This is a genomic window from Chishuiella sp. (genome assembly GCF_032109125.1).
In the GTDB taxonomy this organism is placed as follows: Bacteria; Bacteroidota; Bacteroidia; order Flavobacteriales; family Weeksellaceae; genus Empedobacter.
In genome coordinates this window covers 1-14,642 of the sequence record NZ_DAMCLZ010000002.1, presented here as the reverse complement: position 1 = coordinate 14,642, position 14,642 = coordinate 1, and the positions used below count along the sequence as shown (strand labels likewise).

The following is a 14,642-nucleotide window of genomic DNA, read 5'->3' as shown; positions in this document are numbered from 1 at the left end:
TATAAAAGATAGAATAACTTTTAAACAAATTAATCAATTAGCAATTCCAGCTATTTTTTCTGGAATTGCAGAATCCTTAATCACATTAACCGACATTGCAATGGTTGGTAATGTGAAAGAAAATTCTGTAGAAGCATTAGCTGCTACAGGATTAGTTGGTTCGCTATTATCTGGTATCATTTGGATTGTTGCACAAACCAAAACCTCTATATCTTCTTTGGTTTCACAAAGTTTTGGTGCCAAAAAATTAGAAGAAGTAAAATATCTCGTTCCACAAGCATTGTATTTTAATATCTTTCTTAGTTTAGTAATCCTTCTCCCAACCTATATATTTGCAAACCATATCTTTGGTCTATACCATGCAAAAGATACTGTTTTACAATTCTCTATCGACTATTACCGAATAAGAGCATTTGGTTTCCCATTAACACTTATCTCTCTTACCCTATTTGGTGCATTCCGTGGAATACAAAATACCATTTGGGCAATGAAATGTAGCTTAGTAGCAGCATTTATACACGTCTTTTTAGATTATATACTCATTTTCGGAATAGAAGGAATTATTCCAGCCTTTCATATCAAAGGAGCAGCCTATGCAAGTCTTATAGCTCAGTTTATTATGGTAATTATGGCATTCTATTATTACTTTACAAAAACTAGCTTTTCACTCAATCCTGGTTCACATATACATCCTTTTTTCAGAAAGTATGTTTCTCTAAGTTTTAATTTTATTTTAAGAACAGCTTCTTTAAACGTAGCTTTCTTTATGGCAAATTCTTATGCAACAGACTATGGAAAAGATTATATCGCAGCACAAAGTATTTTAATGAACATTTGGCTTTTCTTCTCCTTTTTTATCGATGGTTATGCAGGTGCAGGAAATGCAATGGCAGGACGATTATTAGGCGAAAAAAATTATCCGAAACTTTGGGCGTTAAGCAAAGATATTTCAAAATATTCTATTTTAGTTGCATGTGGACTTATCCTCATTTGTTTTATATTTTATGGAAAAATAGGTTCTATTTTCAACCAAGATAAAAACGTTTTACTCATTTTCAATTCAGTTTTTTGGCTGGTTTTACTCATGCAACCTATCAATACATTAGCGTATATTTTCGATGGATTTTTCAAAGGAATGGGTGATGCAAAACTTTTACGCAATAACTTAATTGTAGCAACATTTTTTGGCTTCTTACCTACTCTATATCTAACCGATTTATTTGGTTTTAAAATTTATGGAATATGGATTGCTTTTGGGGTTTGGATGTTTCTAAGAAGTTTTCCTTTAATCTACATTTTCAAAAAAAGAATAAATTATTTTTAAACTATTTTTGGGCGTTCGAGCGGGCTTTTCGTTACAATCTTTTACAAACAGACTTCAACTAAACTCAGTCTTCGGTTTGTAAAAGGATTTCCACTACAATCCCTAACGCGAATAAAATTTTATTAATCATTCATTTTCAAATCATAAGAAATCATTAATCATGTCAATTTATTTTGATTGAAATGAATTAACTACAGAATTACAATTCATTTATTCGTTTTCCTTCATCTAAAATAAATTTCTCATTTTTAGATTCTCCAATCATTTGTTTACCATAAATACTTGTATGTCCCGAAACTAAATAAGCAACAACACAAGCAATAGAAACAAAGATTCCGCATTCAGCACCAAATAATTCTATCGCCATTATACTACAAGCAATTGGAGTATTTGTTGCACCAGAAAAAACAGCTACAAATCCCATTCCTGCCAACAAACTTGGAGGTAAAGGAATAAAATAACCTAATGCATTTCCTAAAGTCGCTCCAATAAAAAACAATGGTGTAACTTCTCCTCCTTTAAATCCAGCTGCTAAAGTAATTACTGTAAAAATAATTTTAAAGGCAAAATCATAAGCAGGTAATTGTTCTTGAAATGAATCTACTATTGTTGGAATTCCTAAACCTATGTATTTGGTTGTTCCTAATAGTAAAACACCCAATACCACAATAATTCCTCCAACAAAAGGACGAAGTGGCGGATATTTTATTTTTGTTTTGAATAATTTTGATGTTGAAGAAAGTCCTCGACTAAATACAATTGCACATAAACCAAAAAGTATTCCTGCTAAAATTGCATAAAATATAGTCGGAAAAGAAAGATTTGGAATAATGGCAGTAATATGATAAAGTGTATGATGAGCTCCCCATAATTTACATACATTATCTGCAATAACAGCAGAAATAAGTGCAGGAAAAATCGCATTATAACGAATTCTACCTATCAGATAAAATTCTAAACCAAAAATAGTTCCAGCCAAAGGTGTTCCAAAAACAGAACCAAATCCTGCTGCAACAGCTGTGATAATAAGAATCGATCGATCTGAAGGTTTTAATCTAAAAGGTTTTGAAAATTGATCTGCTATAGATCCTGCCATTTGTAAAGCTGTTCCTTCTCTACCCGCAGAACCTCCAAAAAAGTGTGTTACAATTGTTCCAATATAAACCAAAGGAGCCATTTTTAATGGAATTTTTTCCTTTGTTGGTTCATGAATAGTATCAATTAAAAGATTATTTCCTGCCTCAGCATCTTTTCCGTAATAATAATAAATTGCTCCAACTATAAATCCTGCAAGAGGTAAAAAGTAAATTAACCATTCATGAGATGTTCTGAAATCAGTTGCCCAATTCAAAGAAATTAAAAATAGCGCAGAAGCTGTTCCTATAAACGAAGCTATAATTAAACTGATTGCAGTCCATTTTAAAATATATGAAAAAGAAGGAAACGTATTAAAAAGAAAATTTACAATTGATTTTTCGCTGAATGATTTTTTATTATTTTTTGACATAATCTACCTGATTAAATTATTAATTTATTTAACTCATCAGGCGTCATCAGCTTCTTTATAAGCGGTTTATCAAAGGAAGAACACCATTTCCTTATATAGAATCAAATGTATAAAATATTTTTTATTTTGAATGTAAAATTTTTCTTTATAAATAATTTTTTAAAACATTTTTTTTTGAATAATGCCTAATAATAATTATTACTATGTAATTAATTTATTATTAGGCATTCATTTGCAATAGTGATTGAAGCGACATCCTTTTTAGATTGGGCAATTTTGACTTAGTTTTTTATTTCGACTTTGCTCAATGACCAAATCGAAATGCAATGCCTAATCTAAAAAGATATAGCGATAAAGCACGGTGGGTAGCAATTGCCCTTAGAAAATAAATAGGATTTCAGTTGAAATTATTTAATTTCTACACAACCAACACGACCACCTGCATTTCCAGTAGGTTGAGTATGGAAATCATCTTTTGTAGAATGAATAATTAATCCATGACCAATAATTTTCTTTGATTCATCATTACAAGTCAAACACCATTTATCAGTTTTGAAAGTCAATTTAGCTTCTCCTTTTTCGTTCGCAACTAGATTACCTATATCTCCAAGGTGAAAATGTCCTACATCCCACTTACCATGATCTGTATGTCCCGGATTCCAATGTCCACCAGTTGATGTTCCATCAGGAGCTGAACAATCTGCTTTCTCGTGAATATGGATAGCGTGCTCACCAGGAGTTAAACCTTTTACATCAAGTTCCATGGTAACAATATTCCCTTTTTCTTTAAATGTTACAATTCCATTTGTTTTTGTATCACTTTTAGCTGCTATAGTATATACTTTTTTTGTTGAAGAACATGATGAAACAACAAAAATTGTTAATAATCCTAAACCTATTGTTTTTATTTTATTCATTTTAAAATAGTTTAATGTTAAAGTAAATTTACAAAACTTGATAGTAGTTAATAAACCTTTAGTGTTAAAATATCAATTACTATTTTATGCACTGTTTTTAATTATTCATTTAATTTTCATTAATAATTACATTCATGGTCAATCCAATCAATAATTGTAGTAATGACATGCTCTCGATTATCTTCTAATAAAATTTCATGACGCATTTTAGGAAATATTTTAAATGCTACATTTATAAAACCATCTTCTCTCAATTGATCGATAGTTTTAATAACTCCCTTACTAAAATCTCCTATCGGATCTTCTTCTCCACTTACAAAAAGAAATGGAAAGGATTTAGATATTGAGTTCGCCCAATTTCTATTTGTTGCTTGTTTGTAAACTGAAAACAGAGCATAATAAGCATTATTCGTGAAAGGTAAACCACATAAAGAATCATCAAGAAATTTTTGTCTGTTATCTTTATTAAGACTCAGCCAACTAACAGGACTATAATCTTTATCTTTTTTGAAATGAGAATTATTTACCTTATTGAATAAGGTATTAAAGTAAGTTTTTCTTTTTGAAGCGATGCAATTCGTAATAAAAAAATAAGTTTTCAAGATTCCTATTCCAAATTTAGATCCTCCTGTACCAACGATAATAGCGCCAGAAAATTTATTACTTTTTTGTTGCAATAAACATCGTGTAATAAAAGACCCCATAGAATGTCCTAAAATAAAGTGAGGAATAGCAGGATATTTCTGTTCTATTAAATCACTCATTATATCGGCATCATTTATTAATTTTTCAGCAGGATTATTTTTTCTAAAAAACCCAAAATCGTGCTTATTATTCACCGATTTTCCATGTCCTACATGATCATAAGTAAGCACTGCTAAACCTAATTCTGTACATTTGATTGCTAACTCTCTGTATCGTCCACTATGTTCCTGCATTCCATGTAAAATGATAAGTGTTGCTTTTACATCTGTATTTTCTGGAATAAATAAGGTATAAAAAAGTTTAGTATTATCTATATTAGAATGATATGATGAGTGTTCACTAAATGACATAATAGTTTTTTTACGTGATAAAAAATTATCAAAATTTATTCCTTTTAGTTTTATCCTAATGCTATATTATTAATTATATCATTTACATTCAAAAAATTATTGATTGATATTTTTAATTTCGAAGTAACAATTTTCACATATTAATTTTATTTGTGCGTATTGTTCAGATTCCTCATTCCATCCATTATATTTACGTCTTATATTTTCACAATCATTACACCAAGCTTGAAGATCTTCATCATCTTCTAATTCCATTTTAGGGTAAGTATCAAATGCTTCTATAAAGCCCACAGGTTTTTCTAAATTTAAATGTTGACAAACAAAAGCTTTTCTTTGTAAACCATGATTCGGGCAATGTAATACTTGTTGTTTTAAAATTTTTACGGCTGAATCATTTTCTGAATTCAAATTTTCAATTAAGAGCAAATAATAATTTAAATTCTCTGTATTTAGTGTATATACTCCTATTCCATCTAAAATATTAAAACTTATTGCTAATAATTCCCAACCATCATATATATCACTAGGAAAAGTACCTTCGTACAATTTTCTATAATTATTTTCTAATCCAAAATTTTTGATTTTAAATGTTTCTGCATTGTTTTCATCATTATTAAACCAGATCCACATCCAAGTTTCTGATTTTAAAGAATAAGTCCCTATTGGAATATATTTGAAGAAAATTTCATGTTTATCATCATTATATAATCTTATAATTTTTAAATCATCGTCATAGAACCAATTCGAAAAAGAATCTATTTTATATTTCTCTTTAAACCTATCTTGAATTGGAATTAATTTATTTAATTCAGACTGAGAAAATTCATTATAATCAAGCATTTTTTTGAAATTTAATAATTTGTATTTAAAACTTTGTTTGCTTCAATTACCAAGTTTTCTTGAAATTTTATTCGTTGTTCATTACGAGTTAAATTGTCATAATACAAAAGCTTTGCTCCGTCATTCCAATCTTGAATTTCACGATACCAAGTATAAAGATGTTCAAGATATAATTCTTCTCCAATATATTCTCTCTTACAATTTTTAAAATCCCAATTCATTTGCATATAAACTTCATTATTCAGCTTATTCATAATTTCGAACGCATTATCTGGATTATTTACTATTTTACCTAAATAGTATTTTGTAAGAATTTTAGCTGATTCTATTTTAGAAGGTAATACAATTTTTAGTTCACTTAAACTATAATTAAAATACTGTAAGATTTCAAATGTATTATCATTTTCGTTCATTCCAGCTAAAATGTAAATAGATTCTGATTGAATATTTTCTGTTAAAGCAATCATTCCAATCATTGGTAAATCTTTTACAGTAAAATTCTCTAAAACATAATTTGATATACTTTCAATAAAATTCATCAGTAAATAAAAATTATTTTAAAGACCAATCTATAAAATTATTCATTACTTCTACCCATTTCGGATTACGATGATCTGGTTTACCATTTTCGTCAATTTGAAAAAAGTTGTGCTCAGAATTTAAATATCTTTTATAAGTTAAATTTTCTTTTTTTTCTCTGATAAAATAAAGAGGTACTAAATCACATAATTCTGATGCTATATCATTCGTACCATAAGCAATATAAATAGGTTTATTAAATGTTAACCAATCATCTATTAAAGGAACAGAAAAAGAATTCCAAGCAATTAAATAAGGAGACTTTTTTCGTTTTGCTTCATCAAACGAATCATAATATATTTGATATTCTTTTTCTATATTATCTGAAGCAGTTTCCCAATTAATTTCTTTATTTTCAGCTCTTTTTCTATATGCTCTTATGTTTTGATCTATTCTACCAAATGGATTGGGAGAAAATAATCCTAATTTTGAAACATGTTTATATTGCTTAGCTATTTTAGTTGCAACTTTACTACCTTGAGAGTGACCAGCTACAACTATTTTTTTACTATCAACCCAATTTTGTTTTTTTAAATACTTCAAAACTTTGATTGCTCTATTAACATAATTATCTAGATAATCTGCATTCTGAAATTCTATACTTGGTGTATTCTTATCTTTTGAATTACCAAAGTACCAATAAGAATCATTAATTTCATTTTCATTAACTATTAATGGTGTTTCGGGCATTGATATCACTACCAAATGATAATACTTTTTTATATATTCTATATCAAAATTTGTAGTTCCTCCTCCAATCAACCAATAACCATCATTTGTATTTACATAAATAGGATAAGGTAATGAACCTTGACACCAAAGTAGAATTGATTTCTTTTCTTCTAGTTTATTATCATAAACAATAAATTCAATTTTTTGATTTTTATCATTAATTTCAAAACTTGTTACTTCATCATTTATAACTTTTTGACCAAAAGAGTTGAAGTAAATTAAACATAGTAGAAATAAAAATTTAATTTTCATTTAAAATTTTTTTTGATATAGTAATGAATTATATCCTTGTTTGTTTTTATTGTTTTATGTTACGTTGAGCCTGCCGAAATATAATTTTTTATAAATTTCATAAACTATTCAAAATGAAAATTTAAACATTATGAATGACACTATAGTTATGAATTATACTAGAAATTTAAACAACTTGACTATTTTAAACTCACTCCCACAAAAATAAAACTAAACACTTAAATAAAAATACGGAAAACCATAAATGAATGTTTTTTCATAAAAAACATTCATGTTAGAGATTACAATAGAAATCCTTTTCAACAACAAACGGGACTTTGCAAAGTCCCGTTTGTTGTTGAAAAGATTGTAATGAAAAGCCCGCCCGAAGGGAACGCCCAAATAAAACTAATCTATCAAAGAAAGTTGAATTTTTTTCTTGTCAGTATCTATTCCAATAACCGTAACTTCTACTTGTTGTTGCAAATGTACTTTTGTAGAAACATCAGAAATAAACTCGTTGCATATTTTTGATATATGCACCAATCCATTTTCTTTAATTCCTATGTCTACAAAACAACCAAAATTGGTAATATTATTTATGATTCCTGGAACTTTCATTCCCAATTGTAAATCTTCGAATTTCTTTAATTTAGAATCAAAACTAAAAACTTTGGCTGTAGAACGTGGATCTAAACCTGGTTTCTCCAACTCGTTTTTTATATCTTGTAACGTAGGCAAACCAACAGAATTGGTTACATACTTCGTAAGATCTATCTGATTGATAAGTTCTTTGTCTTTTATTAAATCTTTTATTTGCACCTTAAGGTCTTTTGCCATTTTTTCGACAATTGCATAAGATTCTGGGTGAACAGCAGAATTGTCTAACGGATTAGCAGCTTGCTGAATTCTAAGAAATGCCGAAGCTTGTTGAAAAGCTTTTTCGCCCAAACGAGGAACTTTTAACAATTCTTCTCTCGATTCGAAAGCTCCGTTTTCTGTTCTATAAGCCACAATATTCTCTGCCATCTTTTCCCCTATTCCAGCAACGTAATTCAGTAAATGTTTACTCGCAGTATTCAGGTTAACACCAACTTTGTTTACACAAAAAGAAACAACATCATTCAATTCATCTTTCAATAATGTTTGGTCGACATCGTGCTGATATTGCCCTACACCTATCGATTTAGGATCTATTTTTACCAATTCTGCCAACGGATCTTGCAAACGACGACCAATAGAAACTGCTCCACGAACAGTAACATCTTTGTCAGGAAATTCGTCTCGTGCAATTTTCGATGCCGAATAAATAGATGCACCTGCCTCGTTCACAACAAATACTTTCAGCGGACGGTCGAAGGCTATGTTTTGTACCAAATGTTCTGTTTCTCGAGATGCTGTTCCGTTTCCTATAGAAATCGCATCTATTGCATAGGCATTCACCAGTGATTTTAGTTTTTTTGTAGCTTGTGCTTTCTCGCTTTGTGGAGCATGCGGATAAATGTTTTCGTTATGCAACAAATCGCCTTGTTCGTCCAAAACAACTACTTTACAACCCGATTTGTAACCAGGATCTATCGCTAAAATTCTTTTTTCTCCCAATGGTGGAGCTAATAGCAGTTGGTTTAAGTTTTTGGAGAAAACTTCTACCGATGTTTCATCTGCTTTCTTCTTTGCTTCATTCAATATTTCATTAGAAATCGATGGAGCTAATAATCGCTTGTACGCATCTTTTATCGCTTCTTCTATTACCCAAGAAACTTCTGGCTGAACAGATTTTATCAACGTATATTCTAAGAAACCTATCGCTTCTTTTTTCTCTATACTAACCGCTACTTTTAGGAAACCTTCATTTTCTCCTCGCAAAATAGCCAATAATCGGTGCGATGCTATTTTCTTTAGAGCTTCAGAATAATCGAAATAATTAGAAAAAGTAGCTGCTTTTTCGTCATCAGCTTTGCTTTTTACCAATTTGCTTTCTATGATTGCCGATTTTCTGAAAATTCCTCGTAATCTATTACGTACATATTCATTTTCGTTTATCCATTCCGCAATTATATCTTGTGCTCCTGCATAAACATCCTCCAAAGTAGGAACTTCTGAGTTGATATATTTTTTTGCCAAATCTTCTAAATCAGAAATATTATTCTGTTTCATAATGATTTTTGCCAAAGGTTCCAATCCCTTTTCTTTGGCAATGGCAGCTTTTGTTTTTCTTTTCTTTTTGTAAGGAAGATATAAATCCTCTATCTGAACCAAATCATAACTTTTCTGAATACGCTGTTGTAATTCTATCGTTAGTAGGTTTTGTTCATCTAAGGTCGTTAAAATGAAATTTTTTCTAGCTTCTATTTCTTCAAATAATGCTTTGTATTTTTTGATGTTCGAAATCTGTACTTCATCCAAATTCCCTGTTAATTCCTTACGATATCTCGCTATAAATGGAATTGTATTATCGTTGTTCAAACAATTGATGGTGTTCTCTATCGATTTTTCGGAAATGTCTTTTAATTGATGATGAATGTATGTTGTCAAATTCATGTTAAGCGTCCTGTTTAAAATTTTATTGAATGATAGAATAATTTGTTTTTATTATTTTAAAATTGATGTATTCAACTTCTTTATAAATTGGGCGTTCCCTTAGGTCGGGCTTTTCGTTGCAATCTTTTACAAACAGACTTCGACTACGCTCAACCATCGGTTTGTAAAAGGATTTCCACTGCAATCCCTAACGCAAAAAGGAATCATAAAATTTAGCCCAAATGTATATTTATCATTCAGTCTGCAAATTACTATTTTTTTCAGAAAGGTCTAAATCTAATTCAGAATAGTCATTTCTACATTTAGTATTCCATCTTTTAAATTCCCTATTTTCGAAAATGCTTTTTTACTCAAATCTATTTCTCTACCAGCAACAAAAGGTCCTCTATCATTAATTCTTACTTTAACTGATTTTCCATTGGCAAGATTTTTAACTCTTACTTTTGTCCCAAAAGGTAAAGTTCTATGAGCAGCTGTTTTTTTTCTTCTTTTATATTTTTCTCCACTTGCAGTTTTCTTTCTTTGGTATTTATCTGAATAGTAAGATGCTTTACCTGTAATTTTTTTCTTCTTCGGTTTTCTATAGTTATTATCAAAACTATAAAATTCATCTGCACTATCTAATCGAGAAATGGAAATAGTATCATTATTAATTGTATCTCTTTTATTTCCTATAATTTCTGCTTTGGTTACACAAAACGTAAAAAATAGTAATAGTAGTGAACTTTGTATTTTCAGTTTCATTTTTATCATTTTCTATTATTTATTTCAAACTTATTTTCTAATTATTATTATTAAAAATTATCCTTCTCATTTCAAATAATTGAAATCACAAATTACTATTTTTTTAAATAATTATAGGTAATTTCTAATTGATCTATCGTAAATTTAATTTATAAACAGAGTAAAAACTATTATTTCTAATATTTATAAAGAATTGTAAAAGCTACAAATGCTTTATAATCGAATATAATTCTTAATTACATTTAATAATCTATATAAAATTCAAAATAAATTATTTATACTAAGTTTATTTTGAATTTTCGTCAGAAAACGAATAGGATTATGTAATTTTGCATACCAAATTTAACTTTAAACAAATAATAAAATGGAACTAAATAGAGAACGTCTATTAGAATTAGTACAAAAATATGGTGCACCACTATATGTATATGATGCGAATAAAATAAAATCGCAATATGAAAAAATGACTAATGCATTTTCTACTGTCAAACGTTTAAAGTTAAATTATGCATGTAAGGCAAATACTAATCTTAATATCTTAAAGTATTTCAAATCTCTTGGTTCAGGATTAGATACTGTTTCTATACAAGAAGTAGAATTAGGGTTAATGGCTGGTTTTAAACCAAAAGAAATTATATACACTCCAAATGGAGTTTCTTATCATGAAATTCAGCAAGTAATAGAATTAGGAGTACGTATTAATATTGATAATTTAACAGTATTAGAAACTTTTGGTCAAGATTATCCAAATTATCCTGTTTGTGTTCGTATCAATCCACATATTATGGCTGGAGGAAATGCAAATATTTCTGTAGGACATATCGATTCTAAATTCGGAATATCTATTCATCAATTACCACATATCAAACGTGTTGTAGAAAATACTGGTTTACATTTAGATGGAGTACACATGCATACAGGTTCTGATATTTTAGATATTGATGTTTTCTTACAAGGAGCAGAAATATTATTCGAAGTAGCAGCAGAATTCAAAAACTTATCTTACATCGATTTTGGTTCAGGATTCAAAGTTCCTTATTATCCAGGTGCAGCAGAAACAGATATTGAATATTTAGGAGAGCGTTTATCAAAACGTTTCAATGATTTCGAAAAATCGTATGGAAAACCATTAACATTAATGTTCGAACCAGGTAAATTCATGGTTTCCGAAGCTGGAAGTTTCTTAGCTTCTGTGAATGTTGTAAAACAAACAACTTCTACTGTTTTTGCAGGAATAGATACTGGTTTCAATCACTTAATTCGTCCTATGTTTTATAGTGCTCACCACGAAATAGAAAATATTTCTAATCCAGAAGGTCGTAGCCGCTATTATACAGTTGTTGGTTATATTTGTGAAACAGATACCTTTGGTACAAATCGTAAAATTAATCAAATTAGTGAAGGAGATGTATTATGTTTCCATAATGCTGGAGCATATTGTTTTTCTATGGCATCAAACTATAATTCACGTTTAAAACCTGCAGAAGTTTTATTAATTGATGATAAAGATTATTTAATTCGTCGTCGTGAAACAATTCAAGATTTAATTACTACAACAGAAGATATAAAATTCTAAAAATATACATAAAAGCTCAATCCTAGGATTGAGCTTTTATGTATATTTTTAGAAATGTTTTTTCTTACTAAAGAAAATAGTATGTATAATCTCTAGAGCAAGATTTTCACTAACACTTTTTTTATCATCATATTCATAAAGAATTTTATCATCTTGATTTTCTAAAGGAGTAAAAAAACGTATACTATTTGTTTGATTAAATAAATTATTTTTTATTAACTCATTACTCATTTTTATGGATAAATCTTGTTTATAAGTATGACTTAAATATTTATTTGTTTGATTAAAAGAAAATGATAACTTATTATTTTTATCAAAATTCCCTTGAGCAAATGTTAATAATGGTAAAAAAATAATAAATAAATTCTTCATAATGCAATATCAAATAATACTACAAGTTACAAAAATATCTGTTATACATTATTTTATTCTTTAAAAGCTTTCATACGTCCAACCATAATAATCATAATAAGTCCAAAACATGCAAACAATGCATAAGAATATCTCAGATCAAATAGTTCAGCTATATACCCAATTAACGGAGGTCCCATTAAAAAACCTAGGAAAGAAACACTAGATACTGTTGCTAATGCAACACCAGCAGCTCCTTTTGTACTTTTTGCAGCAACACTATAAACTGTTGGTACGTTACAAGCAACTCCTAAACCTACCATCATAAAAGCAAGTGTACAAACAATAAGCTGAGGAAAAAAAACTGAAAGTAATAATCCAGATGACATAAAAAAACCACTAATTTGCATAATACGTTTCTTACCATATTTACTTATAAAATAGTCTCCAATAAAACGTCCTGTAGCCATCATTACCATAAAAGATGCATATCCTACAACTACTAAATTTTCAGGAGCCTTAACTATATCCTGAAAATAAACTCCACTCCAATCAAACATAGCTCCTTCAGTAGCCATACTTAAAAAACCAATAATACCTAGCTGAACAAGAACTCCTTCTGGTTTAGAAAAAAAAGATTTTTTTTCAGTTGTTTTTACTGCACCTGTTGAGTTTAGTAAAAACTTAGAATTAATCAACCAATTAACTATTATAATACAATAAATAATTATAAAATGTATTGGAGTGCCTATATTCAAATTCATCATTAATAAACCTATCAATGCGCCAGTAAAACCAGCTATACTCCATGCTCCATGAAAAGAAGACATGATTGACTTACCAAATATTTTCTCAACTTCAACCCCTTGTGTATTCACAGATATATTACACATATTTCCTAAAACTCCAAAAAAGAATAATGCTAATGCTAATTGATAAAAATTTTGAGCAAAACCAATTAAACATAAAATAAGAGGATAAATTAATACTACTATTCGTAATACATTTCTACTTCCATATTTAGAAACTAATTTACCAGATAAAACCATTGTACATAGTTGACCAATTGGCATCATAAGCAATAAAGTTCCTAATTGTCCTTCAGTAATACCAAGTGCTTGTTTTATTGTAGGAATACGACTTGCCCAAGAAGAAAAAGCCAATCCCTGAGAAAAATAAAATAAAGAAACAGCTATTCTGATTCTATTTTTTTGCTGAGAAGTAAACTCTGTTGTCTGCATCAATGTTAATTAGAATAATTTTTGCAAATGTACATCAGATAATTTTTAAAAAATTAAGAAATTAATAATTATACTTAAATATTAATAATTTTAGGCAATCCCTTCGGAATAGGCTTTATGTTACAATCTTTCCAAACAGACTTCGACTACCTTCAGCCATCAGTTTATAAAAGGATTTTCACTGCAATCCCTATTGCAACTTAGGAAGTCTGAATTTAGAAACTAGAAGAAGTAATTCTAAGTTATAAGTTTTACATAATACGTTTAATTATTAAAAACTAATAACTGAAAAACTTAAACACTATATAACTAAAATCTAGAAGACCTGATATAGAATTTAAAACAATAGTTTTTAAAATAATGATAAAATACTGGCTACTAAAAAATTTAAAGACTTCTTAAAAAAATATAATTTTATTGCTACAAATAAAACAATGCTTTTACTCATTCTATTATTTATATTCTATACTTTCTAAAATATCCCAAACTATATATGATTTATCATCATTCATTTCTATTTTTTTAAAATAAAAAAAATATTTAGTTATTTCTCTAAAATCATCTTTATGGTAATATTTCTTTTTAAATAAGTTTTTAAAAACAATAGAGTTTTTTTCAACTTTGAAATCTGAAAATAAAAAGAATATATTAAATATTATAATAAAAAAAAATGATAATATTGATATATCAAATATGTTGAATGTGTAGGTGATAAAATATGTACATAAATACACAAAATAATAGCAAAATAAATTGATAAATAATAAACATAATTAATCGTAAACTTCCTTATAAGCATTATAATCAAATATAGTTCTATATTTCCAATTTTAAACCTATAACTTTTATTCTTTATTAATGTTTTTCAAACTTAAGATGTAAGTATCTAATAACTGAAAAACTAAATTAGAAGTTATAAGTTGTTAGTTCTAAGTAATACATTTATTTTAAACTTAACAACCCCGAATACTTTGTACATTGTACATATTACGTAAATTATAAGC

12 protein-coding genes and 1 riboswitch are annotated in these 14,642 nt (G+C 28.3%); of the genes, 2 read left to right on the top strand and 10 right to left on the bottom strand.

Annotated features, from left to right (window positions below; genetic code table 11):
* Position 1 precedes the first annotated feature (1 nt).
* The gene (locus tag RT575_RS02955; RefSeq protein WP_313579158.1) at positions 2-1,324 is read left to right on the top strand and encodes an MATE family efflux transporter; all 1,323 of its coding nucleotides are present in this window, start codon (positions 2-4) and stop codon (positions 1,322-1,324) included.
* A gap of 199 nt (positions 1,325-1,523) precedes the next feature.
* Here RT575_RS02955 and RT575_RS02950 read toward each other — a convergent pair whose 3' ends face one another.
* The 8 genes from RT575_RS02950 to RT575_RS02915 all read right to left on the bottom strand — a co-directional run bounded on the left by RT575_RS02950 (position 1,524) and on the right by RT575_RS02915 (position 10,470).
* Positions 1,524-2,831 carry a voltage-gated chloride channel family protein gene (locus RT575_RS02950; protein WP_313578692.1) on the bottom strand — a complete coding sequence of 436 codons (1,308 nt, stop codon included), beginning with the start codon at positions 2,829-2,831 and terminating at the stop codon, positions 1,524-1,526.
* A gap of 30 nt (positions 2,832-2,861) precedes the next feature.
* Positions 2,862-2,931, bottom strand: a riboswitch (Fluoride riboswitch).
* Positions 2,932-3,238: 307 nt separating this feature from the next.
* Positions 3,239-3,748, bottom strand: a complete 510-nt coding sequence (locus tag RT575_RS02945) for a superoxide dismutase family protein (protein ID WP_313578690.1) — start codon at positions 3,746-3,748, stop codon at positions 3,239-3,241.
* Between the two features lie 119 nt (positions 3,749-3,867).
* On the bottom strand, positions 3,868-4,803 hold the full coding sequence (locus RT575_RS02940; RefSeq protein ID WP_313578688.1) for an alpha/beta hydrolase: 936 nt from the start codon (positions 4,801-4,803) through the stop codon (positions 3,868-3,870).
* A 96-nt stretch (positions 4,804-4,899) separates the two neighbouring features.
* Positions 4,900-5,643, bottom strand: coding sequence for a DUF6882 domain-containing protein (locus RT575_RS02935; RefSeq protein ID WP_313578686.1), 744 nt, complete (start codon positions 5,641-5,643; stop codon positions 4,900-4,902).
* Between the two features lie 11 nt (positions 5,644-5,654).
* On the bottom strand, positions 5,655-6,182 hold the full coding sequence (locus tag RT575_RS02930; RefSeq protein WP_313578685.1) for a hypothetical protein: 528 nt from the start codon (positions 6,180-6,182) through the stop codon (positions 5,655-5,657).
* Positions 6,183-6,195: 13 nt separating this feature from the next.
* Positions 6,196-7,206, bottom strand: a complete 1,011-nt coding sequence (locus RT575_RS02925; protein WP_313578684.1) for a hypothetical protein — start codon at positions 7,204-7,206, stop codon at positions 6,196-6,198.
* Between the two features lie 387 nt (positions 7,207-7,593).
* Positions 7,594-9,726 (bottom strand): Tex family protein, encoded by a 2,133-nt coding sequence (locus RT575_RS02920; RefSeq protein ID WP_313578683.1) that lies wholly within the window; start codon positions 9,724-9,726, stop codon positions 7,594-7,596.
* A gap of 276 nt (positions 9,727-10,002) precedes the next feature.
* Positions 10,003-10,470, bottom strand: coding sequence for a septal ring lytic transglycosylase RlpA family protein (locus tag RT575_RS02915; RefSeq protein ID WP_313385122.1), 468 nt, complete (start codon positions 10,468-10,470; stop codon positions 10,003-10,005).
* Between the two features lie 364 nt (positions 10,471-10,834).
* Between RT575_RS02915 and lysA the strand changes: the two genes are divergently transcribed.
* Positions 10,835-12,046: a diaminopimelate decarboxylase gene (gene lysA / locus RT575_RS02910; protein ID WP_313385120.1), complete on the top strand. Its 1,212-nt coding sequence runs from the start codon at positions 10,835-10,837 to the stop codon at positions 12,044-12,046.
* Between the two features lie 48 nt (positions 12,047-12,094).
* Here the strand turns inward: lysA and RT575_RS02905 are convergent, their stop codons facing one another.
* Positions 12,095-12,418 carry a hypothetical protein gene (locus tag RT575_RS02905; protein WP_313578681.1) on the bottom strand — a complete coding sequence of 108 codons (324 nt, stop codon included), beginning with the start codon at positions 12,416-12,418 and terminating at the stop codon, positions 12,095-12,097.
* A 53-nt stretch (positions 12,419-12,471) separates the two neighbouring features.
* A complete protein-coding gene (locus tag RT575_RS02900; RefSeq protein WP_313385117.1) occupies positions 12,472-13,638 on the bottom strand; it encodes an MFS transporter in 1,167 nt (388 codons plus the stop codon).
* Between the last annotated feature and the right edge of the window lie 1,004 nt (positions 13,639-14,642).